At 41.2% G+C, this 23187-nt stretch carries 25 protein-coding genes, 1 tRNA gene and 1 other annotated feature; of the genes, 24 read left to right on the top strand and 2 right to left on the bottom strand.

The genetic code is table 11. The features are described from left to right. Positions 1 to 112: 112 nt before the first annotated feature. The 24 genes from lepB to NE257_RS00275 all read left to right on the top strand — a co-directional run bounded on the left by lepB (position 113) and on the right by NE257_RS00275 (position 21167). Positions 113 to 682, top strand: coding sequence for a signal peptidase I (gene lepB, locus NE257_RS00160; RefSeq protein ID WP_007209177.1), 570 nt, complete (start codon positions 113 to 115; stop codon positions 680 to 682). A gap of 373 nt (positions 683 to 1055) precedes the next feature. Continuing rightward, positions 1056 to 2621 (top strand): ABC transporter substrate-binding protein, encoded by a 1566-nt coding sequence (locus NE257_RS00165; RefSeq protein ID WP_251854551.1) that lies wholly within the window; start codon positions 1056 to 1058, stop codon positions 2619 to 2621. Between the two features lie 81 nt (positions 2622 to 2702). Next, entirely contained in the window at positions 2703 to 3665 is a 963-nt protein-coding gene (locus NE257_RS00170) for an ABC transporter permease (protein WP_251885518.1), read from the top strand. Continuing rightward, positions 3662 to 4498, top strand: a complete 837-nt coding sequence (locus NE257_RS00175; RefSeq protein ID WP_251850938.1) for an ABC transporter permease — start codon at positions 3662 to 3664, stop codon at positions 4496 to 4498. Before NE257_RS00170 ends, NE257_RS00175 begins: the two co-directional genes overlap by 4 nt. After that, complete coding sequence (locus NE257_RS00180) at positions 4495 to 5364, top strand: ABC transporter ATP-binding protein (RefSeq protein WP_007209173.1); 870 nt, start codon at positions 4495 to 4497, stop codon at positions 5362 to 5364. The genes NE257_RS00175 and NE257_RS00180 overlap by 4 nt, the downstream gene beginning before the upstream one ends. After that, positions 5357 to 6259: an ATP-binding cassette domain-containing protein gene (locus NE257_RS00185; protein ID WP_007209172.1), complete on the top strand. Its 903-nt coding sequence runs from the start codon at positions 5357 to 5359 to the stop codon at positions 6257 to 6259. The genes NE257_RS00180 and NE257_RS00185 overlap by 8 nt, the downstream gene beginning before the upstream one ends. Further along, a complete protein-coding gene (locus NE257_RS00190) occupies positions 6249 to 6641 on the top strand; it encodes an OsmC family protein (RefSeq protein WP_007209171.1) in 393 nt (130 codons plus the stop codon). Before NE257_RS00185 ends, NE257_RS00190 begins: the two co-directional genes overlap by 11 nt. A gap of 40 nt (positions 6642 to 6681) precedes the next feature. After that, the gene (locus tag NE257_RS00195; RefSeq protein ID WP_251850939.1) at positions 6682 to 7077 is read left to right on the top strand and encodes a hypothetical protein; all 396 of its coding nucleotides are present in this window, start codon (positions 6682 to 6684) and stop codon (positions 7075 to 7077) included. A 108-nt stretch (positions 7078 to 7185) separates the two neighbouring features. Next, positions 7186 to 8937 carry a DNA helicase RecQ gene (gene recQ / locus NE257_RS00200; protein ID WP_251885519.1) on the top strand — a complete coding sequence of 584 codons (1752 nt, stop codon included), beginning with the start codon at positions 7186 to 7188 and terminating at the stop codon, positions 8935 to 8937. 154 nt (positions 8938 to 9091) lie between these two features. Further along, positions 9092 to 9508: an Hsp20/alpha crystallin family protein gene (locus NE257_RS00205; protein ID WP_251850941.1), complete on the top strand. Its 417-nt coding sequence runs from the start codon at positions 9092 to 9094 to the stop codon at positions 9506 to 9508. 274 nt (positions 9509 to 9782) lie between these two features. After that, positions 9783 to 10361, top strand: a complete 579-nt coding sequence (locus NE257_RS00210) for a thymidine kinase (RefSeq protein ID WP_007209166.1) — start codon at positions 9783 to 9785, stop codon at positions 10359 to 10361. 12 nt (positions 10362 to 10373) lie between these two features. Beyond that, a complete protein-coding gene (prfA, locus tag NE257_RS00215) occupies positions 10374 to 11447 on the top strand; it encodes a peptide chain release factor 1 (protein WP_007209165.1) in 1074 nt (357 codons plus the stop codon). After that, the gene (gene prmC, locus NE257_RS00220) at positions 11440 to 12273 is read left to right on the top strand and encodes a peptide chain release factor N(5)-glutamine methyltransferase (protein ID WP_007209164.1); all 834 of its coding nucleotides are present in this window, start codon (positions 11440 to 11442) and stop codon (positions 12271 to 12273) included. Before prfA ends, prmC begins: the two co-directional genes overlap by 8 nt. A 161-nt stretch (positions 12274 to 12434) precedes the next feature. Then, entirely contained in the window at positions 12435 to 13475 is a 1041-nt protein-coding gene (locus tag NE257_RS00225) for an L-threonylcarbamoyladenylate synthase (protein WP_007209163.1), read from the top strand. An 80-nt stretch (positions 13476 to 13555) separates the two neighbouring features. Further along, on the top strand, positions 13556 to 14797 hold the full coding sequence (gene glyA, locus NE257_RS00230; protein ID WP_007209162.1) for a serine hydroxymethyltransferase: 1242 nt from the start codon (positions 13556 to 13558) through the stop codon (positions 14795 to 14797). A gap of 136 nt (positions 14798 to 14933) precedes the next feature. Beyond that, positions 14934 to 15563 carry a uracil phosphoribosyltransferase gene (gene upp, locus NE257_RS00235; protein ID WP_251854555.1) on the top strand — a complete coding sequence of 210 codons (630 nt, stop codon included), beginning with the start codon at positions 14934 to 14936 and terminating at the stop codon, positions 15561 to 15563. Between the two features lie 95 nt (positions 15564 to 15658). Further along, a tRNA-Thr gene (locus NE257_RS00240) sits at positions 15659 to 15731 on the top strand. Positions 15732 to 15863: 132 nt separating this feature from the next. After that, complete coding sequence (locus NE257_RS00245; protein ID WP_007209160.1) at positions 15864 to 16232, top strand: hypothetical protein; 369 nt, start codon at positions 15864 to 15866, stop codon at positions 16230 to 16232. A gap of 109 nt (positions 16233 to 16341) precedes the next feature. Then, complete coding sequence (locus NE257_RS00250) at positions 16342 to 17520, top strand: FtsW/RodA/SpoVE family cell cycle protein (protein ID WP_007209159.1); 1179 nt, start codon at positions 16342 to 16344, stop codon at positions 17518 to 17520. Positions 17521 to 17538: 18 nt separating this feature from the next. After that, a complete protein-coding gene (locus NE257_RS00255) occupies positions 17539 to 17913 on the top strand; it encodes an arsenate reductase family protein (protein WP_251854556.1) in 375 nt (124 codons plus the stop codon). Continuing rightward, the gene (locus NE257_RS00260; protein ID WP_251885520.1) at positions 17895 to 18239 is read left to right on the top strand and encodes a glycine cleavage system H family protein; all 345 of its coding nucleotides are present in this window, start codon (positions 17895 to 17897) and stop codon (positions 18237 to 18239) included. The genes NE257_RS00255 and NE257_RS00260 overlap by 19 nt, the downstream gene beginning before the upstream one ends. Before the next feature lie 55 nt (positions 18240 to 18294). Next, positions 18295 to 18536, top strand: a binding site (T-box leader). A gap of 52 nt (positions 18537 to 18588) precedes the next feature. Continuing rightward, entirely contained in the window at positions 18589 to 19620 is a 1032-nt protein-coding gene (locus tag NE257_RS00265; RefSeq protein WP_251854558.1) for a methionine ABC transporter ATP-binding protein, read from the top strand. After that, positions 19613 to 20299 carry a methionine ABC transporter permease gene (locus NE257_RS00270; RefSeq protein ID WP_251885521.1) on the top strand — a complete coding sequence of 229 codons (687 nt, stop codon included), beginning with the start codon at positions 19613 to 19615 and terminating at the stop codon, positions 20297 to 20299. Before NE257_RS00265 ends, NE257_RS00270 begins: the two co-directional genes overlap by 8 nt. Before the next feature lie 19 nt (positions 20300 to 20318). Then, positions 20319 to 21167 carry a MetQ/NlpA family ABC transporter substrate-binding protein gene (locus NE257_RS00275; RefSeq protein ID WP_251885522.1) on the top strand — a complete coding sequence of 283 codons (849 nt, stop codon included), beginning with the start codon at positions 20319 to 20321 and terminating at the stop codon, positions 21165 to 21167. A 273-nt stretch (positions 21168 to 21440) separates the two neighbouring features. On the opposite strand, the gene NE257_RS00280 is transcribed toward NE257_RS00275, so the two are convergent. Further along, entirely contained in the window at positions 21441 to 22265 is an 825-nt protein-coding gene (locus NE257_RS00280) for a helix-turn-helix domain-containing protein (RefSeq protein WP_251885523.1), read from the bottom strand. A 222-nt stretch (positions 22266 to 22487) separates the two neighbouring features. After that, complete coding sequence (locus tag NE257_RS00285; protein WP_251850948.1) at positions 22488 to 23102, bottom strand: 50S ribosomal protein L25/general stress protein Ctc; 615 nt, start codon at positions 23100 to 23102, stop codon at positions 22488 to 22490. Positions 23103 to 23187: the final 85 nt, after the last annotated feature.

Consider the following 23187-nt stretch of genomic DNA (forward strand, 5'->3'; position numbering starts at 1 on the left):
ATGATAAGATTTCTATCCAAAGATTGCGAAATTCTTAATTACAAATGGTTGGTGATTCTTCCGGTTTAGGATATGCTATACTGAAGCATAAAAAAGAATAGGAGTCAGTCCAGTGAAAAAATTTTTGAGTGATTGGGGTCTTTTTATCGTTATCATCCTTGCATTTTTAGTGGTTCGTATCTTTGTATTCACTCCAGTACAAGTGAGTGGGCATTCAATGGATCCGACTTTGGCAGATGGTCAACGCCTGATTGTCAATAAACTAGCAAAAATCGAGCGTTTTGATATTATTACCACAAAAGAGCCGGACGATGAATCGACGACGGCGGTCAAGCGTGTGATTGGTTTGCCAGGCGATACGGTAAAGATGAGTGGAGATGTCTTAACAATCAACGGGAAGACCTATAAAGAAGCCTATCTAAACGAATTTAAAAAAGCCTTTGCGGATGATAAATTACAATCAGAGTATAGCTATAGCACATTATTCCAAGAACGTGCAGAAGCCGCGACGAGCTTTACCTCCGACTTTGAAGTGACGGTGCCAGCGGGAAGTTATTTTGTCTTAGGGGACAATCGCTTGGTGTCTAAAGATAGTCGTATCTTTGGCTTTGTGACCAAAGACGATATTCAAGGTGAAGTACTGTTACGCTATTGGCCATTGAAACAACTAAGTGTATTTTAAAAATGCGAGACAACAGCAGCAAATAAAAGACCAGTAAATCTGAAAGTTAGTGCTCAAACTTTTGGATTTACTGCTTTTTTTTTATGGGAGATTCTGTCGTACTGTTTGACTCTGATTTAGCAGCACAAAGCGAGCTAAGTCCTGTTCCGCGATAGAAAAAAAGAATCAGGCGAGCTCGGACATGTCTAGATAGCTATTGTAATAGCGGCCTATGACAAGAAGTAGCGATAGATATATACTATCTCAGAAAAATGAGTCTCTTTTAAAAAGTTCTGTTATTTGACAAAGTGACGTTAGGTTGATTACAGTACATATACAGTACATATATTGTACAAATGAAAGAAAATTTTGTTGTGAAGAGGAGAATGTATATATGGGGAAAAAGAAATGGTTGAGCGTGGGGCTCGTAGCTTTGGGACTTTTTTTAGCTGCTTGTGGCTCAGGGTCATCAACGACAACGTCTTCTACAACAACGGCAGATTCATCGACGTTCACGTATGCGATTAGTGGTGATCCTAGTTCTATGAATCCTATCAATACTAGTGATCGATGGGGGCTCACTGTAGCGAATATGATTTTCTCACCATTAGTAGCGATTGATGGCGACGGCAACTCAGAAAATGTCTTAGCAGAATCAGTTGAACCAGCAGCGGATGGGAAATCAGTGACCGTGAAACTAAAACAAGGGATCAAATGGTCTGATGGGGAAGCATTCACGGCTGATGATGTCGTGTTTACGTATACAAAAAAAGCTGACAAAGCTAATGGCAATGCCGACAGTTTATGGATTGGTGATCAAGCAATCAAAGCAGTAAAAGTTGATGACTATACGGTGCGTTTTGATTTTCCTACCGTTAGTGCAGCAGCTGTGAATAATATTGTGACTGAAACCTTTATCATTCCAGAACATATCTACAAAGATGTTACTGATTTTTCAGTGAGTGAATTGCCTGAAACACCAGTCGGAACTGGCCCATACAAATTAAAAGAATACAAACGTGGACAATACTTACAATTTGAAGCCAACGAAAACTATTTTGGCACCAAGCCAAGTATTAAAAACGTGACGTTACAAATTATTGAAAGTACCAATACTGCTAAAGTTGCTTTACAAAAGGGTGAGGTCGATGCGACAGTGGTCTTACCATCAGATATTAAAGACCTAGACACAGATTCGATTAGCACATATGCATACAGCGAAAACCGGATTGGCTATTTAGGATTAAACAGTCAGACAGAGCAATTAAAAGATGTGAAAGTTCGTCAAGCAATCTTCTATGCACTAAACAAAGATGAAATGAACAAAGCGGCGTACTTAGATGAAAAATATTATGCGACACCGTATTCATTCTTGCCACCGGCGAATAAATTTGTTAGTGATGATGTAGAAAAATACAGTACAGATGATGCCAAAGCGAAAAAATTATTGGCTGAAGCCGGCGTGTCTGATCTAAAAATTAATCTAGCCTTTACGGCATCAGATCCAGCGCAAAGTCTACAAGCGACATTGATTCAACAACAATTAGCGAAAGTGGGTATTACCGTCGAGTTGCAAGGTGGCGATGGCACAGCCATTTACACAGAATTGCGCAAAGCGGATTCGACTAAATACAATATGTTCTTAGGTGGCTACATCATGGGAAATGATCCTGATCAATACGCACGTTTATTTAAAACGGGTGGTGGCTCAAACTACTTTAAGCTAGCCAATGATACCGTCGATCAACTCTTCAATGATGGCGCGGTTGAATTAGATACCACTAAGCGCGAAGCTATTTATGATGATCTACAAAAAGAAATTGCCGACCAAGCTGTGATCTACCCAATTGTAGATAACAAAAAGATTTTAGCGGCAAACAAACGTATTCAAGGCATTGATGATGCCAAACTTGTCCCAATTTATACGTTTGAAGATATGGCGAAATTAACCATTAAGTAAATGCCAGGCTGTGCGGAGAAGAGCGATTTCTCGCACAGCCTGTTTTGTCTGATTGACTTTGATAGAAAGCGATGTGAAAGCATGTTACGTTATATTCTCAAACGAATACTACAAGCAATCCCTTTGTTGCTAGTGATTTCGTTTATTGTTTTTTCTTTGATTCAACTTGCACCTTATGATGTGATTGACTCATTGACGACACCCAATATGTCACCAGGTCAAGTGGAAGTGTTACGTCAACGTTATGGTCTGGATAAACCGTTTCTCGTGCAATATTATTTATGGATTAAGCAAATTTTCCACGGGGACTTTGGCTACTCATTGGCATCGCAACACAGTATTGCCAATGATTTAGCTACCAAAATACCAAATACCATTCGACTAGTGTTGCCGGCATATGTGACGTCGTTGGTTTTAGCGGTCTCTTTAGGATTAGTAGCTGCGGCCAATAAAGGCAAATGGCTAGACCACGTGATTGATGGGATTGCCTCAATTGGTATTGCAGTCCCTTCTTTTTGGTTGGCGATGTTGCTCATTTATTATTTTGGCTACAAATTGAATTTATTCCCAATTATCGGAATGCAAACGGTCGGACAAGCTTGGAGTTTATCAGACTACTTGGCACATTTCATCTTACCATATACAACCTTAACGATTGTCTTCTTCCCAGAGCTGTTGCGTTATATTCGAGCATCAGCGATGAAGGAAGTCTCAGAAGATTACGTTATGGTGCAAAAGGCGTTTCACGCGACCAAGTGGGAAATATTTAGCCGGCACATTAGTCGCAATGTCTTGATTCCGATTGTGACGCAAATTGGGATGGCTTTACCGATGTTAGTGACAGGGGCAATTATCACGGAAACCATCTTTGGCTGGCCAGGGGTCGGTCCTTACTTGATGAGCGCGACGAAAAGCTTGGATTATCCTGTGATTATGGCAGTTATGTTGTTTTCAGCATCGTTGGTTATTTTAGGGAACTTGCTTGCCGATGTCTTGTACTCGATAGTAGATCCTCGTATCCGTAAAGGAGGGAGCGCGAAATGAATACCAGTCACTCTAGATTCAAAAGCATTTTGCGCCATCCAATCTATTTGCTGTCCGCCCTCTTTTTACTTGTCCTTATTTGTCTCTCGCTAGGGGCGCCACTGTTGCCACTAGATCCGACTGCAACAAACGTCAGTCAAATGTCGCAGCCACCGAGCTGGCAGCATTTATTTGGGACCGATGAAGTCGGTCGAGATTACTTTATCCGGGTGGTATACGGTGGGCGCGTGTCGCTATTAGTCGGAATATTGGCGATGTTAACAGCGACCTTTATCGGTACGGTGATTGGCTTAGTTGCAGGTTATTTCGGTGGCTGGTTGGACAATGTGTTGATGCGAGCGGTCGATGTGCTCTCTGCAATTCCATGGTTAGTCTTAGTGATTGTCTTAAGTGTCTTCTTAAAACCAGGCTTATCGACCATCGTCATCGTGATTGGTGGGTTTTCATGGATGAGCATTGCTCGCTTGATTCGAGCGGAGACCTTAGCGGCTAAAGAGCGCGACTATGTAGCCTATGGGCAATTTATCGGACAAAAGTCCCTCACAATCATTGCCAAGCACGTCTTTCCATCGGTCTTGCCAACATTGATTGTCGCAGCGACCAATAGTATTTCCAGTGCCATCATGACGGAATCAGCGTTAAGCTTTTTAGGTATGGGTATCCAGCAACCGATGTCCTCATGGGGTAGCTTGTTGCAAAATGCGCAGGCAACGCTACAAAGCGCGCCTTATATGGCAATCTTACCGGGGCTATTTGTCGTATTAACGGTCTATTCATTTAATAATCTGGGCGACTTTGTCAAGAGTCGTCTACAAGGAGGCCAAGCAGCGTGAGTTTACTTACGATCGAAGAGTTAACAGTAAAATTAAACACAGCAAAAAACGAAGAAAAAGTCTTGGTCCATCCGCTATCACTATCTGTCAATAAAGGGGAAGTGGTCGGGATTGTGGGTGAGTCAGGCAGTGGCAAGAGCATCACGATGAAAAGCTTGTTAAATCTATTACCTGATGGCGCCCAAGCGAGTTATGATACCTTTCTTTTTCAAGGACAATCCGTCACGCCCAAAGATAAGCTGCCGATTTCGATGATTTTTCAAGATCCGATGACATCGCTCAATCCGGTCCGCACGATTGGGTATCATTTGATTGAAGTGATTCGCCGTCAACAACGAATCCCTAAGCGCCAAGCAAAAGAGTTAGCAATCCAAGAATTGACGAAAGTCGGCATCCCGCTGCCTGAGCGAAGAATGAAGCAATATCCGCATGAACTATCTGGCGGCATGCGCCAGCGGGTGATGATTGCCATGGCACTCTTAGCAAAACCCAAACTGTTGATTGCCGATGAGCCGACGACTGCACTAGATGTTACGATTCAAGCACAGATTTTGACACTCATTCAGCAACTACAAAAAGAAGAGCAGTTGGCGGTCTTGTTAGTCACTCATGATTTTGGTGTCGTAGCAGGTATGTGTGATGCAATCAAAGTTATGTACCAAGGTCAGCTAGTTGAAGAAGGTACGACAGAAGAAATCTTTTATCATGCCGCACACCCGTACACGCAACAGCTGTTAGCAGCGGCTCATTTAGGGGATAAAGAGCTAGTTGAAGAGCCCAAAAAACACCAAATACAAAGCGAGGGCGAGTGGACTGTATTGTCACCAACGCATCGTGTCTGGCTAGGAGGAAGCACGCATGAATAAAGAACCACTCGTACAAGTCACCCACGCCGACAAAGTCTTTCAGTCGAGAAACTGGCGGGGGCAAACAACGCAAGTCCATGCGGTCAACGACATTAGTCTAACCATCTACAAAGGGGAGACGCTAGGGCTAGTGGGCGAATCTGGTAGCGGAAAAACAACGCTAGGCAGAGGGATTCTTCAGCTAGAGCCATTCACATCTGGTCAAGTGTTGTTTAATGGTATTGACTTGCAGCATGCGACAGCTAGCCAAAAGCATACTCTCTCGCAAGAAATGCAAATTATTTTTCAAGATCCCTATTCTGCTTTGAATCCACAAATGACGGCCTTGGAACTAGTCATGGAGCCACTATTTCGTGAATCAAAGGCGAGCGCCAAAGAAAAAGCCTTGGCACTATTGACCACGGTGGGAATTAGCGGAGCCGATGTTCACAAATATCCAAAAGCTTTTAGCGGTGGTCAGCGGCAGCGCATTGGTATCGCGCGGGCGGTCGTCGGCCAACCTAAATTCATTTTGTGCGATGAGCCGACTTCCGCCTTGGATGTCTCGATTCAAGCGCAAATCATGGCGTTATTGGTACGCTTGCAAAAGGAATATGCACTTTCGTATTTGTTTATTTCACATGATTTGTCGGTCATTCGCCATATTTCTGACCGCATCGCAGTGATGTATCAAGGGCAATTAGTCGAATTAGCCCCAACGAATGATTTATTCGAACATCCGCAGCATGCCTATACGAAAAAACTATTGGCGGCGGCTCCGATTGCCGATCCAAAGTTAGCTAGACAGCAATTGCAACAGCCAATTCATCAAGAACCAATCCAATTAACGACGGACTTTCAGTGGCAAGAAGTCCGACCCAATCATTTTGTAAGGAGTGACCATCATGTCAGTTGAAACATTAACCATTCAAAAAGGAAAGGAAAAATTTGAGCTACCCGTTGAGCCGACGAATTGGATCTTGGCTAGAGAGGTAGGCTATTCCCCAGTCCAAATGCTCGTGACAGCCACGGCGACGTGTGGTGGGTATGTCTATAGTTCAGTACTGGAAAATTCACACATCCCCTATACGTTTGATAAAATAGAAGTATCCTATGATCGAGACCAATCAAAGCAAGCTGAACCATTATCAGCGATTGACATTACATTTTTTGTACACATCGAGAAAGAGTACCAAGAAAAAGCCTTGCGTTGTGTCAAATTGGTTTCAAAAAATTGCCCCGTGATTCAGTCACTGGACAAAGGAATTCAAGTAACGGAGACGGTCGTTTTTAACTAAGTAGGAGGGAGCAAGATGAAGCTACTGAAGACATGGCACATTGCAGCGACGACCTTTCCCATGTGGACGAGTGCAAGCGCCAGTACCTACCATTACGTATGAGGTTTTACAAGAAGCACCTCTAAAACTGATCGATACGGTTCGTTACACTAGAAAAGCCAAACGAAAGCAGATTTGTGGCATTGATACGTGGACTGAGAGCGGCTTTACTTGGCGAGGCAAGGGTATACTCGCTTTTCTAAAAAGCAAGTGGTCAATTGTGTATCTTGATGATCATTGCTTAGTGATTCGCTTTGAGCGCTCACTCGTTACTCCGGCTGGAATTGATGCTTTAGTCGCTCAGCCTCAGATGAAGCCAAGCTCGCTTGATTTGACTAAGTGTGGCTTGACGGCAAAAGAAGTAGCACAGCTGACATTTCTACCTACTGAAAAGTAAACATGAACGCTTGAAGAGGGTATCTCTTCAAGCGTTCTTTTCTATGAAGCTAGGAATTGATGACAGAATTCGCTATAATCGAAAGGAATGGAGAGGTGCAACAAAGCGATGAATGAATTAAAACAAAGACTAAAACAAACATTTGGCTACGATCAATTCCGCCCAGGACAAGAGGCGATCATTGAACGTGTCCTTAATGGTGAGAATGTCCTAGGTATCATGCCAACAGGTGGTGGAAAATCAGTTTGCTATCAATTGCCGGCGATGATGATGGAGGGCTTGACGCTAGTCATTTCACCCCTGATTTCATTAATGAAAGACCAAGTCGATAGTCTAAACGAGATGGGCATCTCAGCCACCTATGTGAATAGCAGTCTCTCTTTTGCCGAAAGTCAGCAACGGTTAGGGATGGCGGCAAGAGGTGAGATCTCGTTGCTTTATGTTGCACCAGAACGCTTAGCAATCAAAGAGTTCACGGAATTATTGCGACACGTCACCTTATCCCTAGTGGCAATCGATGAAGCACATTGTATCTCACATTGGGGTCATGACTTTCGCCCAAGCTATTTGTATCTCGCACAGTGGCTACAGCAATTTGCCACAACGCCGACGATTGTCGCACTTACAGCCACAGCTACCCCAGAGGTGGCTCAAGATATTTGCCAACTGTTACATATTTCGCCAGAACGAGTCATTCAGACGGGATTTGCACGTGAAAATTTAGCCTTCCAAGTCGTCAAAGACCAAAAAGATGTGTATTTGCTTGAGTATTTAAAGGTGAATCATAAGCAATCGGGCATTGTCTATGCCAGTACGCGCAAAGAAGTGGAGCGCTTGTATCATTTGTTGCAGCACCAAAAAATTGCAGTTGGTATGTACCATGGTGGGATGAGCGAAGAAGCACGCTCACGCAATCAGGATGCTTTTTTGTACGACCAGATTCAAGTCATGGTCGCCACCAATGCATTCGGTATGGGGATTAATAAAAGCAATGTGCGCTTTGTCATTCATGCACAAATTCCAGGCAACATCGAATCGTATTACCAAGAAGCAGGCCGAGCAGGTCGTGATGGTTTACCAAGTGAAGCTATCTTGCTGTACGGCGCCCAAGATTTGCAAATTCAGCAGTTTTTTATTGAGCAATCAGAAGCGACAATTGACTATAAGCAAAACGAATATTTGAAATTGCGTGAGATGAATCAATACGCGCATACGCAAATGTGTCTGCAATGTTACATTCTTCGCTATTTTGGTGAAACAGGTACGGCGTGTGGCAAGTGTAGCAATTGCTTAGATGAGCGTGAAGCGATTGATGTGACACAGGAAGCACAAAAAGTATTGTCTTGTGTCAAACGGATGGGGGAACGCTTTGGGAAAGGGTTGGTTAGCAAAGTCTTGACAGGTTCTAAAGATCAAAAAATTAGTCAATGGAAATTTGACCAGCTAACGACATATGGCTTGTTGGCTACTTGGTCACAAAAAGAAGTCACAGACTTGATTGATTATTTGACGGCGGAACAATATCTCATGTTATCTGAAGGCCAGTACCCGTTACTAAGTGTTTCTGCAAGTGGTGTGGATGTTCTACGAGGAAAACAACGGGTTTATCGCAAACAAACAGTCGTTAAACAGCTAATTATAGATGATGAATTATTCGAGCGTTTGCGGCAGCTACGCTTAATATTGGCTCAAGAACAGGGGGTGCCACCCTATGTCATTTTTTCTGATAAGACTTTGCAAGAAATGGCACAGAAACAACCAACCACTACACTAGAACTTCTTCAAATAAAAGGCGTGGGCCAAAATAAGCTGGATAAATATGGCACCACTTTTTTAGCAATCCTTCAAGAGAATAAATAATTTTTAGCACCCAATATAATAGAGTGCTAAATCTTTGCATTTTTTTAGAGGGTGAGTACAATAATAAGTGTAAGGAAGTGAGAGGCTTCCAGACTTACAGGTGTTGCCGCTTGTACTTGTAAGAGAAAACCAATTTTGAAAGGGGAAAGTGAAAATGGCAAATGCAGTATCAAGATATGATGGTGGGTTAGCAAGAATGGATGATTTATTCGACAGTTTCTTCCCTAGGTTTTTTGGTAATGACACATTTCAAGTAGACATTAAAGAAAGTGATGCCGAATATGAATTAACAGCCGATTTACCAGGATTTAAAAAAGAAGAGTTAAATGTGACTTATGATCATGATGTTTTAACAATTGCAGCGGAACGCAACAATGTTGTGGAAGACAAAGACGAAGAAGGACATTTCGTTCGGCGCGAACGTAGTAGTCAATCGTATCATCGTCAATTTATGTTAAAGGGAATTGATGAAAGTGCCATTGCGGCAGAATTCAAGGATGGTGTGTTAACCATGCAATTACCAAAACGAGCAGATGCGAAAGAACCATTAAAGAAGATTGAGATTAAGTAACCTTTTAATGAAGAATTCATCTAGAGGATGCGGACTCCCAAAAATTAGGCTGACAAGTCAATTTTTGGGGGTCTTTTTTTTATCAGTGATTGTTTCTACCATTCGCTGACAAAGGACAAATATTTGAGGAAAAAAAGAAAGAACAAAGCGGAGCAAGTCAACGAAAAAATGGGCACCGTAAAGTAGTTGTTCAAGACAAATACCAATGTTTCCACTGTAAAAAATCTGCTATTTCAAGTATAATACCAAAGAAGCTAAAAAAGGAGTCGCAGAAATGGCACAGTTATTTTTTAAGTACGGCGCAATGAACAGTGGCAAGTCGATTGAGATTTTAAAAGTGGCACACAATTATAAAGAACAAAACAAATCAGTCATCTTGATGACGAGTGCTTTGGATACGCGGTCAGGAGTGGGCAATGTTTCTAGTCGAATTGGATTAGAGGAGCAAGCCATTCCTATTTTTGAGAAAACCAACGTTTATGACGTGATTCGCAAATTAGCAATACCACCTTATTGCGTGTTAATTGATGAATCGCAATTTTTGCAAAAACACCATATAATAGAGTTAACCCAAATTGTCGATGAGTTGAACATCCCAGTGATGGCATTTGGCTTAAAGAATGATTTTCGCAATGAATTATTTGAAGGCTCAAAGTATTTGTTATTATATGCAGATAAAATCGAAGAAATGAAGACGATTTGTTGGTTTTGTCATAAGAAAGCGACGATGAACTTACATTATATTGACGGAAAACCTGTTTACGAGGGAAATCAAGTTCAGATAGGTGGCAATGAAGCCTATTATCCTGTTTGTCGCCACCACTATTTTCACCCCAAACGAATGGAAGAATAAAGGAGAGCAAGTATGTACGATCAGTTACAAGCGATTGCAGACCGTTATGAGGAATTAGGAGAATTATTAAGTGATCCAGCAGTCGTTTCCGATACGAAACGCTTTATGGAATTATCAAAAGAAGAAGCCAATACCCGTGAAACAGTAGCGACGTATCGCCGTTACAAAGAAGTAGTTCAAGGGATTGCTGACGCAGAAGAATTGCTAGGTGAAAATCTAGACGCTGAGATGGCGGAGTTAGCCAAAGAAGAATTATCAGATTTAAAAAAAGAAAAAGAAGTCTTAGAAGATACCATCAAAATTTTGTTGTTGCCTAAAGATCCTAACGATGACAAAAACATTATTATGGAAATTCGTGGCGCTGCTGGTGGAGATGAGGCGGCATTATTTGCAGGTGATTTGTTTAATATGTACCAACGCTATGCCGAATCACAAGGTTGGCGTGTAGAGGTCATGGATGCCAATATTACAGGTATCGGTGGCTACAAGGAAGTCATCATGATGATTACCGGCGACAATGTCTTCTCCAAGCTTAAATATGAAAGTGGTGCTCACCGAGTACAACGTGTCCCTTCGACTGAATCACAAGGACGCATTCACACATCGACAGCGACAGTGGTCGTCATGCCTGAAGCCGAAGAAGTAGAGCTAGATTTAGCAGATAAAGACATTCGTGTCGACATTTATCATGCATCTGGAGCAGGTGGTCAGCACGTCAATAAAACAGCATCTGCCGTCCGCCTGACTCACTTACCGACAGGGATTGTAGTGGCGATGCAAGATGAGCGTTCCCAATTGAAAAACCGTGAGAAAGCGATGAAAGTCTTGCGTGCACGGGTCTATGATCAATTGCAACACGAAGCACAAAGTGAATACGATGCGAACCGTAAATCAGCAGTCGGGACAGGTGACCGCTCAGAGCGTATCCGTACGTATAATTTCCCACAAAACCGTGTCACAGATCACCGCATTGGCTTAACCATCCAAAAGCTAGACCAAATTTTAGCTGGAAAATTGGACGAGATTATCGATGCATTGGTTCTTTATGATCAAACATCGAAGCTAGAAGAATTACAAAATGGCTAAAAGTTATTTTCAACTTATACAAGAGGCTAAATCTCAATTAGAATCGCATGGCAAAGAAGGCCATGCGATTCAATCTGTTTTTCTTACGCGAAAAAAATGGGACACAACAACATGGCTACTTCAAATGCATAACCCAAGTCTTCCAGAAGATGAAGAGCAGCTGACTAGTGATTTGCGTCAGCTATTAGCCGATGTCCCTCCTCAATACTTGACGGGACAAGAAGCGTTCTTCGGTCGGACGTTTGTAGTCAGTGACGCGACACTTATTCCGCGTCCTGAGACAGAAGAATTAGTCGATCAATGTCTAAAGCACGTGCAAAGCGAAGCCTGTCACGTTGTGGATATCGGTACCGGTACGGGAGCCATCGCGGTGACGCTAAAGGCTGAGCGGCCGTTATGGCAGGTCGCGGCAGTCGATTTGTCATCAGAGGCACTGGTCATTGCCCAAAAGAATGCCAAACGCATCGGCAGTGAAGTGACGTTTTATCATGGTGATACACTAGTACCTGTAAAAAATCAAACGTGGGATGTCATTATCTCGAATCCACCATATATTAGCTCAGACGAATGGTCCATCATGGATGCTAGTGTTCGCCAATTTGAGCCTAAGATGGCACTTTTTGCAGATGACCAAGGCTTAGCGATGTATAAGAAGATTGCTAGCCAAGCGCAATCCTGTCTAGCGGAAAACGGCTGGCTATTTTTAGAAATTGGTTACCGCCAAGGACCAGCAGTCCAGCAAATCTTTCAAGCAGCTTTTCCGCAAAAAGAGGTTCAAGTGAAAAAGGATTTGTTCGGTCAACCGCGAATGGTCATTGTCCACTAATTGTGGATAATGTGTAAAACTCAAAGAAACATCGCAAAAATAGTCTGAGATATACACAATATTAGAAAGATAAAAGCAAAGATAGTTATCCACAAAATGGGGATAACTTATTGAAATGTGAATAACTAAATGTTTTAACCAATAAGGGGTGTGGATAAACTGTGGAAATTCAAAAAATTTCAACTGATGAGGTCAAACAAGCAGCACATTACATACAACAAGGGGAGTTAGTCGCCTTTCCTACTGAGACCGTCTATGGCTTAGGTGCCAGTGCATTGAATCCACAAGCGGTAAAAAAAGTTTATCAAGTCAAAGGCCGTCCGAGTGATAATCCGTTGATTGTCCATGTGACTAGCTTCGAACAAGTCAAAGAATACATTCAAGAAAGCCATCCATTAGCAGAAGTACTGGTTCAAACATTTTGGCCGGGGCCATTGACGATTATTTTACCTATCAAGCCCAATACGTTTGATACAGTCGTGACGGGAGGTTTAGCGACCGTTGCCTTTCGAATGCCAGATCAAGCCTTGACTTTGGAGTTAATTCGTCAAGCTGGTGTGCCATTGGTCGGACCAAGCGCGAATCTGTCTGGTCATCCTAGCCCGACGACTGCTGAGCACGTGATCCATGATTTTGAGCACAGTATAAAAGGTGTACTAGATGGCGGGCCGACAAAGATTGGTGTGGAGTCCACAGTGCTTGATCTCAGTGATCCGAACAAACCGCCGATGATTTTAAGGCCAGGAGCAGTAACAAAAGAAATGCTTGAACAAGCCTGTCACACACCAGTCGCTGTCGATAGTCATTTGCTTCGTGCCGATGAAGCGCCCAAAGCTCCTGGAATGAAGTACAAACATTATGCGCCCGTTGTCCCTGTACAAATGGTTCATGAACAAGAGTGGGAGCAAGTAGCAAGCTATCTGGCTCATCATCCGATACGTGCTGGGATACTCGCGGGCCCGACTGCCGCTGAAGTAGTGCGAGGAGAGGCCGCCGCAGTCTATATGTATGCCGACGACTCTGTCCAAGCAGCGACGCAAGGATTATTTTCTGGGTTGCGGGCCTTAGATGAGACGAAAGCGGGCTTAGATTGCTTATATGTGGCGACGTATCCAGAAGATGGCTTAGGTGTCGCCTATATGAATCGCTTGAAAAAAGCAGCGAATCAAATGTATTTTACGAATAATGAAACAGAAGTTTAATACTTTTTAGGGTGAATACTAGGCGGGTGTTTTTTCCTGTGTTACAATTCACATAATTAGTCAAAAAGGAGAGTGCAAATATGGACTATCGAGCATTTGATCCAGAATTATGGAAGGCAATTGATCAAGAAGGTGTACGCCAACAAAACAACTTGGAACTGATCGCTTCTGAAAACATCGTGTCTGAAGGTGTCTTAGCAGCACAAGGAAGCATTCTAACGAACAAGTATGCAGAAGGGTATCCCGGCAAACGTTACTATGGTGGCTGTGAATTTATTGATGTCGTTGAGAATTTGGCAATTGAGCGAGCAAAAGAACTCTTCGGGGCTAAATTTGCAAATGTCCAACCACATTCCGGGTCACAAGCCAATACGGCTGCGTATTTATCATTAATCGAGCCAGGAGATACTGTTTTAGGAATGGATCTATCTGCAGGTGGTCATTTAACACATGGCTCTCCAGTCAATTTTAGTGGAAAAACGTATCATTTCGTAGGATACGGTGTCGATCCAACGACTGAAGTGCTCGATTATGAAGTTATTCGCATTTTAGCTAGAAAACATCAACCGAAATTAATTGTTGCAGGTGCAAGTGCGTATTCACGAATCATTGATTTTGAAAAATTTAGAGAAATTGCAGATGAAGTCGGTGCGAAACTAATGGTCGATATGGCACATATTGCTGGTTTGGTTGCTGCTGGTTTGCATCCAAACCCAGTTCCTTATGCAGACATCACGACTACAACGACACATAAAACGTTGCGCGGCCCTCGTGGTGGTATGATTTTGACCAATGATGAAGAGCTAGCCAAAAAAATCAATAGCAATGTCTTCCCCGGGATTCAAGGTGGACCATTAGAGCATGTCATTGCAGGGAAAGCTGTGGCCTTTAAAGAAGCGTTGGCACCAGAATTTAAAGAATACAGTGAACAAGTAATTGCCAATGCACAAGCGATGGCAAAAGTATTTAATCAAGCTGCGGGTGCGCGGTTGGTTTCTGGTGCGACAGATAATCATTTATTATTGATTGATGTCCGTGGGTTTGAGATGAATGGTAAAGAAGCTGAAAAATTACTAGATTCAGTAAATATCACGGTTAATAAAAATTCCATTCCATTTGAAACACTAAGTCCATTTAAGACGAGTGGTATTCGTGTCGGTACGCCAGCGATTACTAGTCGGGGCTTTAAAGAAACCGATGCTACGAAAGTCGCTGAATTTATTGTGCAAGTCTTAAGCAACCCAGAGGACGAAGCCATTCAAACAGAAGTGAAAGCGAAGATGAAAGAACTAACCGATCAATACCCAATTTATAAAAAGTAAAATCTTAGGAGAATCCAAATTTTTTTTGGATTCTCTTTTTTCAAGTCGATTTTGTGGTATAGTATTAAACGGTAAAATTCTTTGCGGCATTGAGAAAGTTGTTTTACAATAGAAAAAAACACAAAGGAGAACGAACATGGGAAAATTTCAAGTGATTGATCATCCATTAATCCAACACAAACTGACAATTATTCGTGATAAGAATTGTGGGACCAAAGTATTCCGCGAGGTTGTCGATGAAATCGCCATGCTAATGGCCTACGAAATTTCAAGAGATATGCCAGTAGAAGACATTGAAATTGAAACACCAATCGTGAAGTCTGTTCAAAAGACTCTTACTGGTAAGAAAGTAGCGATTATTCCAATCTTACGTGCCGGTATTGGCATGGTAGATGGTATTTTAGAATTAATTCCAGCTGCCAAAGTCGGTCACATTGGTATGTATCGTGATGAAGAAACATTGGAGCCGCATGAATATTTTATTAAATTGCCAGATGATATTGATAGCCGTCAATTACTTGTCGTTGATCCGATGTTGGCTACTGGTGGGTCAGCAATTATGGCCATTGATTCACTTAAAAAACGTGGCGCGACGAATATTAAGTTTGTCTGCCTTGTATCTGCTCCAGAAGGTGTCAAAGCATTACGTGATGCCCACCCAGATGTAGATATCTATACTGCAGCGTTAGATGATCATTTAAATGAAAATGGCTACATCGTACCAGGTTTGGGCGATGCAGGAGACCGTTTATTCGGAACAAAATAATAGAATGAATGAGAGAGAGTAGGTTTTTATCTATTTTCTCTTATTTCCTCTTTACAAAAATCCGTTTCTTTTCTATAATCGTCTATGTGGTTTTTGCCAGCTTAGCTCAGTAGGTAGAGCAACGCACTCGTAACGCGTAGGTCACAGGTTCGATTCCTGCAGCTGGCATTTAAAAATAAAGTAGCACTATTTATTCATTTTTTCATTTTTAAGGGGGATGTGACAGATGTTTGTCACATTCCCATTTTTTTTATTTTCGTGTAAAATAGAAAAGGAACCAACAACTAAAGGAGTGTTTATATGCTTTTTATTTTAGGAACATTGCTCTTGTTTATTATTAGCATTCGATTGTCTGCGGTGTTATCAGTCGGATTTTTGATGCTTCATTTTAAAGTGAAACGCCATCTTCAAAAGATGACGGAAGAAAAATGGCAGGAGTATTTCCATAAAATTGGCTCAAAAGGAGTCTTTTTCCGAATCATTGGTTATTATTGGATGGCGTTACTCTTGTTGGCTTATTGGAACATGATTTATTTTTGGAATGACAGCGCACCCTATGCGATTACTTTATTATTGGCAGGGGCCTTTCATCTCTTCTACAAATATCGTACGAAAAAGCAACAATTCCAAAAAATCATGAAACAACAGTTTGATTCATCGGATGAATAGTAGTAGATGAAAAACTTAAGTTTTTATTGATTGCGAGCCGATGAGACTTTTCTTTGTTGGTGGTCTAGCGCTATAATGAAAAGAACGAATCGATGGAAAGAGAGAATTCATGGAAAAAAATAGCAGAATGAGTAAGAAATTAGATAGTCGGATTGATTATGGAGTTATTTTACCGGTATTTTTACTTTGCTTAATTGGTTTATCTGCCCTATACGTTGCCTATGCACAAAATCCTAACTATAAAGGTAGTCTATTTGCTGGGGTAGCCAAGCAAGCATTGTGGTATGTGCTAGGGATGTTTGCAGTGATGATTATTATGCAAATAAAATCAAAAGTCCTTTGGCGTTTGACACCTTATATTTATGGTGGTGGCTTGGTGATTATGACCTTGCTTTTAGAGTTTTATGATCGTACTTTAGCAGAGTCAACAGGATCACGAAATTGGTTCAGTATTGGTTCCTTTACGTTACAGCCGGCAGAGTTGATGAAGATTGCGTATATTTTGATGATGGCGCGTGTGGTGACAGCGCACAATACGGTCTATCGGCAACGGAACTTGACCTCGGATTTATTACTGATTGGGAAACTCTTTGCCGTGACTGTTCCTGTGTTGCTTTTGGTCTTACTACAAAAAGACTTTGGAACGATGTTGGTCTTTCTAGCCATTTTTGGTGGCATCTTTTTGATGTCAGGTATTTCTTGGAAAATTGTTGTGCCAGTGATTGTCTTATTTTTAGCGTTGGCCGGTTTAACACTCTTCTTGGTCATTAATGAAGATGGAAGAAAATTTCTTTCAGATTTAGGGATTGTGAAGACGTACCAGTTTAAGCGGATTGACTCCTGGCTTGATCCATTTCATGATATTCAGGGGAGTTCACGACAAGTAGCGACTGCCATCATGGCGATTGGGTCAGGTGGTTTGCTTGGAAAAGGCTTCAATGTGAGTGATGTCTATGTATCGGTTCGAGAATCGGATATGATTTTTTCAGTAATTGGTGAAAATTTCGGCTTTATCGGTAGTGCTTTTGTGGTCTTTTTATATTTTATGTTGATCTACCGGATGATCCGTGTCTGTTACGATACAAATAATGAATTTTACGCCTATATCGCTTCAGGTATTATCATGATGATTTTGTTCCACGTATTTGAAAACATCGGTGCCAACATCGGTCTTTTGCCACTGACTGGGATTCCATTACCATTTATTAGTCAAGGTGGATCGGCTTTACTGAGCAATATGATTGGGATTGGCTTAATTTTATCAATGAGATTTCAAGCAAAAGAATGAAAATAGGAGGGACGAACAATGATAACAGTGTATGGGTATCCAAAATGTACGACATGTAAAAAAGCAATGAAATTTTTGCACGAGCATGATGTGGATGTTGAATTGATTGATATTGTAGAGCATACACCATCAAAAGAGCAAATCGCAGCTTGGATTCAATCAACTGACTTTCCAATCCGTCATTTCTTTAATACAAGTGGTATTCGTTACCGAGAGTTAGGCTTGAAAGACAAAGTCGATGGGTATACACTAGAGGAGGCCTGTGAAGTATTGGCTTCAGATGGTATGTTACTCAAACGACCAATCTTATTAAAGAATGGGCAATTTGTCCTCAATGGTTTCAAAGAACAAACGTACGAAGGGGTGCTAGCGTCATGGAAAAAAGATGTTTAAAAAAAGTAGATAATTTATGGATTTTATTTAATGGCAAAGAATACTGTGTTGGCTTGACCAAAGAAGCGCAAGATGAGCTGGGCAATGTGACCTTTGCGACTTTACCTACTGTAGGCAAACAAGTAAACGTAGGCGACACGCTGTTAGAGGTGGAAGCTGAAAAAGCAGTGAATGAATTCGTAAGCCCACTAGCAGGTGTCATTTCTTCGGTAAATGAAAAAATCAGTAACTACATCGACGTGTTAAATGATGAAGATGAAATGAATACATGGTTCTTAAGCTTGAAAGATGTTCAAGCAACGGATTTTGAAGCAATCGAAGACTAATCTATCTGTTTACGTTGACAAGTCATAAAACACCTTGCTATAATGTGCTCAATAGAAAAAAGCAACGAATAGATGAGTATATTTTACTTAAATCAAAGAGAGCCCTGACTGGTGGAAAAGGGTATGGCGGTAAGATAGAAGATGGTCTATGAGCAAGAGCAAGTGAGCTGATTGGTGAGCAAGCTACGGGCACACCCGTTATAGTGTACCGATATCGAATGAGTATTCTGTATCGGCAGAGGTTCTATGATAGAACGAATTAAGGTGGTAACACGGCAGATGATGCACGTCCTTTGTACATATGTACAAGGGGCGTTTTTTTTATAGTGACAAGGAAGATGGTGGTAAGATGGCATTAATTGAATTAAGAGACGTAAAAAAAGCATATGATGGAAAAAATGGCTCGATTCACGCAGTCGATGGGGTATCGTTAACGATTGAACGTGGTGATGTTTTTGGTGTTGTGGGGTATTCAGGCGCAGGGAAGAGTACATTGATCCGTATGCTAAATGGATTAGAGCTGCCGACAGGGGGTGCAGTAATCGTCAACGAACATAGTATTACGAGCTTAAAGCCTAAGGAATTACGAGAGTTCCGCAAAAAAATTGGCATGATTTTTCAGCATTTTAATCTCTTGTGGTCTCGTACATTACAAGAAAATGTCGAATTGCCACTTGAACTAGCCGGTGTTCCCAAAAAAGAACGTGCGCAAAAAGCGACTGAGTTATTAAATCTAGTCGGGTTGCAAGGACGTGAAAAAGCGTATCCTTCACAATTATCCGGTGGGCAAAAACAACGCGTCGGTATCGCACGAGCACTAGCCAATGATCCAGAAATTCTGCTCTGTGATGAAGCGACCAGTGCGCTAGATCCACAGACAACAGAAGAAGTGCTTGATTTGCTGCAAAAAATCAATCAAGAGCTCCATCTAACCATTGTACTAATTACACATGAAATGAATGCGGTCAGACAAATCTGTAATAAAGTAGCTGTGATGGAACAAGGGCAAGTCGTTGAAGAAGGGTCAGTCGTTTCCATCTTTCGTCAGCCACAAAAAGAAGTCACGAAACGCTTTGTGCGCCAAGAAATCGAGGAGCCTATCGATCCTGAACTATTGGCTACTTTTATCAAAGAAAATCCCAATGGCCGCTTAGTCACGTTGACGTTTACGGAGCACAATGCCAATGAGCCTGTCATTTCACAAGCAATCAGACACTATCAAATAGATGTCAATGTAGTGTTTGGCAAAATTGATCAAGTCAAAGAAGGATCGATTGGTTCCTTGACGGTCTTACTGACGGGTGAGGAAGCAGAGATTAATCAAGCACTTGCTTATTTTGAAGCAAAACAAGTGGCAATCGAGGTGATCAATCATGAATAAGTCTTTTGCAGAAACGTATTTTAGTTTTGACCAAGTCGATTGGTCAGCGATGAAGCAATCATTTTATGACACCTTATATATGACGATTGTCTCAACAATTCTCGTGATTGTCTTAGGGTTATTACTAGGTTTGGTGCTTTATAGTTTGGGAAGGCAAAAGAAAGCATCATCAAAATTCTCGTATACAGTGGTATCCATCATAAGTAATATTTTCCGATCGACACCGTTTATGATTTTGATGGTCTTGTTGATTCCCTTTACGACGATGTTAGTCGGAACGATGCTGGGAGCGAAAGCAGCGATTCCAGCCTTGGTATTATCCGCAGCGCCTTTTTATGCACGGCTGGTCGAAATTGCTTTGCGTGAGGTTGACGCAGGGGTGATTGAAGCAGCGGAGGCGATGGGAGCTAGCTATTGGCAAGTCGTATACAAAGTATTAATTCCTGAAAGCATTCCAGCCTTAATATCGGGCATTACGGTGACGACGATTACTATGATTGGTTATACCGCTATGGCGGGGACAATCGGTGCTGGTGGCTTAGGTTCATTGGCATGGCAAGAAGGATTTCAACGAGGGAACTACACAGTTACAATGGTTGCAACAGTCATCATATTAGTGATTGTCTTTATCGTTCAAGCAATCGGTGATACGTTGACGAAACAAACAGATAAACGATAAAAAATTGGGGGAAAAGAAGATGAAGAAAAAAACATTGGGATTAATTTTTACAGCAGTTGCAGCGGTGACGCTAGCAGCTTGTGGCAGTAGCAACTCAAGCTCAAGTGAGTCAAGTAGTGAAAAAACCACAACACTAAAGGTCGGAGCTTCAAGTACGCCACATGCTGAAATATTAGAACAAGCGAAACCTCTTTTGGCTAAAGAAGGGGTAGACTTGGAAATTACAGTGATGGACGACTATGCAATTCCTAACAAAGCTTTAAATGCAGGTGATATTGATGCGAACTATTTCCAGCATATTCCATATTTGAATCAAGAAGTAGAAAAATACGGGTATGACATTGTGAATGCTGGGGCTGTCCATGTGGAACCAATGGGCTTGTATTCTAAAAAAATTGATGATATCAAAGACTTAGCAGATGGAGCGACAATCATTACTTCGAACTCGACATCTGACTGGGGCCGTATTTTGACGATTCTAGAAGACAATGGCTTGATTACTTTGAAAGATGGCGTAGATAAAGAAACCGCAACATTTGATGACATTGCTACGAATCCTAAAAACTTGAAATTTAATCATGATATTGCACCAGCAATGCTAGCGACAGTCTACCAAAATGGCGAAGGTGACCTTGTTGCCATTAATGCCAACTTTGCTTTAGGAATTGATTTAAACCCACAAAAAGATGCCGTTCTATTGGAAAAAGACAACACACCATACGTGAATATCATTGCTGTACGTAAAGGCGATGAAAATAAAGACGCAATCAAAAAATTGGTTGAAGTGTTACACTCAGATACAATCAAAGATTACGTTAATGAAAAATGGAAAGGCTCCGTTAAAATCGTGGACGCTGATTCCAAATAATTTTAAAAGCGGCTGTGAAAAAAAGCGTTTAGCTCCGAGCAATAAGCTCAGAAATTCCGAAAATTGATTTCCAAATTTTTGGGAATTTTTGACTTATTGCCGAGGAGCTGCTTTTGAACACCGTTTAACCAAGGTTGTGACAATTGCGTTTAGGTACCAGTAAAAGAAGAGGATCCAGAAGTTGTTTTTCGAACTTTTGGATTCTCTTTTTTTAATAGTAGCTCATTTTTGACTTCCTATTGCGGATTTAGTAGCACGACGTTATTTTTGTATTTAAGGGAAAAGAAAAAAGGTAAGTAGCAATGAGTATTGATCAATAGCAGGTGAGTAGTGCTTTTTTATATTTTTGTAGCGCTTACATATTAGGTCGTAGAAACAATCCGGTATACCACAAGGATAGATTGCGAAAAAAAATAAGAACAAGCGTCCGAGCTCTCGTTGTTCAGAGAGAGAAAAGTGAAAGAGGTTCTTTTTTTTCATATGAGAGGCTAAGTACCTGGAAAACTGACTATCGACTGGATAATGCTCAATGCCCAGAATGAGTTTCCAAAGGTAGATATAATTTGATTCACTTTGGAAAAACAGCGAAGCGGGATGATGGAGGCTTTCATACATAAACCGATTTAACGAACTGTTCCATTTTTGCTTTTCTTCTAATAAGAGTGAAAAGAGCGTCTGTTCGATAGCTTCTTCACTTGGAAGATCCAGTAGATCCAACGCCATGACAGGAATGAGCATCGTGCGACGTTGAATTTCAGCTAATTTAGAGGAAGGTTGTCTCAGATCATTAGTAAGTAGACAATACTTGTTTAATTGATTGCCTAGTTCTTTTATTTTCCGAAGATAGGTAGACTCGCTAACAAATATTTTTTCACACAGGTCCTTATTAGTTGAAAAAGGCTCTTGTAAAAGCTGATTTAGCAATTGGAAATGAAGACTTTCTTGTAAGGATTCTTGGAAAAAATGGACATAATCACCAAAAGGTACAGCTGCTTCTGCCACAGTGAAGGAGCTGGTAGTTGGAAGTAAGCGGTAATTGAGTTGTTTTAATTCAGTTAGTTTTTTGAGATGGGCTTTTGAAAAAAATAAACTCTGCATGAAAGAACCTCCCTGACTATTAAATAACTTATTAAATTTAAACTATCAAACGAGATTCTAAAAAAATTTCCAGAATGTGACTATTCGCCAACATTCTAGAAATTTTGAGAGAATAAAAAAGTAAAAAATAGCGTACAAAAAAAGAAATTGTAACAAAAATGGCTAACTTTGAACGTTCATTTCAAAAAAGGGTCGAACACTATGTTCGACCCTTAAAGTTAATTATTCTTCTTCTTTTTCACCAATAACTTCTGGTTCTGAAGCTTCTTCAGTTGTTTCTTCTTCCTCTACTTGTGCTTCAGTGATTGTAACGACTTGTTCTTCTGCATCAGTGACGATTTCGTAATCACCATCAACTTTCAAGTCTGCCACGCTTAGTGATTGACCAATTTCTAAGTCTGTTACGTCTACTTCGACATTTTCTGGTAATTTGTCTGGTGTTGCAGCGACTGTCACACTGTACAATGTTTGGGTTAAGACTCCACCGGCACGCACACCAGCAGCTTCACCGACTAAAACAACTTCGGCTTCGACTTCAGTGACTTCGTTCATGTTGACAGATAAAAATTCAATGTGAGTTAATTTTGAAGTGAAGGTATCAGTCGTATAGTTATGGATCAACGTATTGACTTTTTTACCATCGATACTCATGGTTAATACAGTATTCAATCCATGTTGACGCAATACTTTTTCAATTTCTGCACTATCAAGTGAGATGGCTGTACTTTCGATTTGGTAACCATTCACAACTGCAGGAATTTTTCCTTCGTGACGTAATTTGTTCCGTAAAGAACGGGGGCGAACTTCTCTCTTACTTACTTCCAATGATACTGACATAACTCAATTCCTCCTAAATTTCCTACCAAATGGGTAGTAGTTTTTAAGCAAATTTTGTTACTCTTGCACATTAAGTGGTACGTGA

It is taken from the genome of Enterococcus italicus, assembly GCF_023743875.1.
GTDB classification, from domain to species: Bacteria; Bacillota; Bacilli; order Lactobacillales; family Enterococcaceae; genus Enterococcus_G; species Enterococcus_G italicus.

Coding starts and splice junctions, on each gene's coding strand:
- NE257_RS00165 (WP_251854551.1), top strand. CDS start 1,056: ATGGGGAAAAAGAAATGGTTGAGCGTGGGGCTCGTAGCTTTGGGACTT.
- NE257_RS00170 (WP_251885518.1), top strand. CDS start 2,703: ATGTTACGTTATATTCTCAAACGAATACTACAAGCAATCCCTTTGTTG.
- NE257_RS00175 (WP_251850938.1), top strand. CDS start 3,662: ATGAATACCAGTCACTCTAGATTCAAAAGCATTTTGCGCCATCCAATC.
- NE257_RS00185 (WP_007209172.1), top strand. CDS start 5,357: ATGAATAAAGAACCACTCGTACAAGTCACCCACGCCGACAAAGTCTTT.
- NE257_RS00190 (WP_007209171.1), top strand. CDS start 6,249: ATGTCAGTTGAAACATTAACCATTCAAAAAGGAAAGGAAAAATTTGAG.
- recQ (WP_251885519.1), top strand. CDS start 7,186: ATGAATGAATTAAAACAAAGACTAAAACAAACATTTGGCTACGATCAA.
- NE257_RS00205 (WP_251850941.1), top strand. CDS start 9,092: ATGGCAAATGCAGTATCAAGATATGATGGTGGGTTAGCAAGAATGGAT.
- NE257_RS00210 (WP_007209166.1), top strand. CDS start 9,783: ATGGCACAGTTATTTTTTAAGTACGGCGCAATGAACAGTGGCAAGTCG.
- prfA (WP_007209165.1), top strand. CDS start 10,374: ATGTACGATCAGTTACAAGCGATTGCAGACCGTTATGAGGAATTAGGA.
- prmC (WP_007209164.1), top strand. CDS start 11,440: ATGGCTAAAAGTTATTTTCAACTTATACAAGAGGCTAAATCTCAATTA.
- glyA (WP_007209162.1), top strand. CDS start 13,556: ATGGACTATCGAGCATTTGATCCAGAATTATGGAAGGCAATTGATCAA.
- upp (WP_251854555.1), top strand. CDS start 14,934: ATGGGAAAATTTCAAGTGATTGATCATCCATTAATCCAACACAAACTG.
- NE257_RS00245 (WP_007209160.1), top strand. CDS start 15,864: ATGCTTTTTATTTTAGGAACATTGCTCTTGTTTATTATTAGCATTCGA.
- NE257_RS00250 (WP_007209159.1), top strand. CDS start 16,342: ATGGAAAAAAATAGCAGAATGAGTAAGAAATTAGATAGTCGGATTGAT.
- NE257_RS00255 (WP_251854556.1), top strand. CDS start 17,539: ATGATAACAGTGTATGGGTATCCAAAATGTACGACATGTAAAAAAGCA.
- NE257_RS00260 (WP_251885520.1), top strand. CDS start 17,895: ATGGAAAAAAGATGTTTAAAAAAAGTAGATAATTTATGGATTTTATTT.
- NE257_RS00265 (WP_251854558.1), top strand. CDS start 18,589: ATGGCATTAATTGAATTAAGAGACGTAAAAAAAGCATATGATGGAAAA.
- NE257_RS00270 (WP_251885521.1), top strand. CDS start 19,613: ATGAATAAGTCTTTTGCAGAAACGTATTTTAGTTTTGACCAAGTCGAT.
- NE257_RS00275 (WP_251885522.1), top strand. CDS start 20,319: ATGAAGAAAAAAACATTGGGATTAATTTTTACAGCAGTTGCAGCGGTG.
- NE257_RS00280 (WP_251885523.1), bottom strand. CDS start 22,265: ATGCAGAGTTTATTTTTTTCAAAAGCCCATCTCAAAAAACTAACTGAA.
- NE257_RS00285 (WP_251850948.1), bottom strand. CDS start 23,102: ATGTCAGTATCATTGGAAGTAAGTAAGAGAGAAGTTCGCCCCCGTTCT.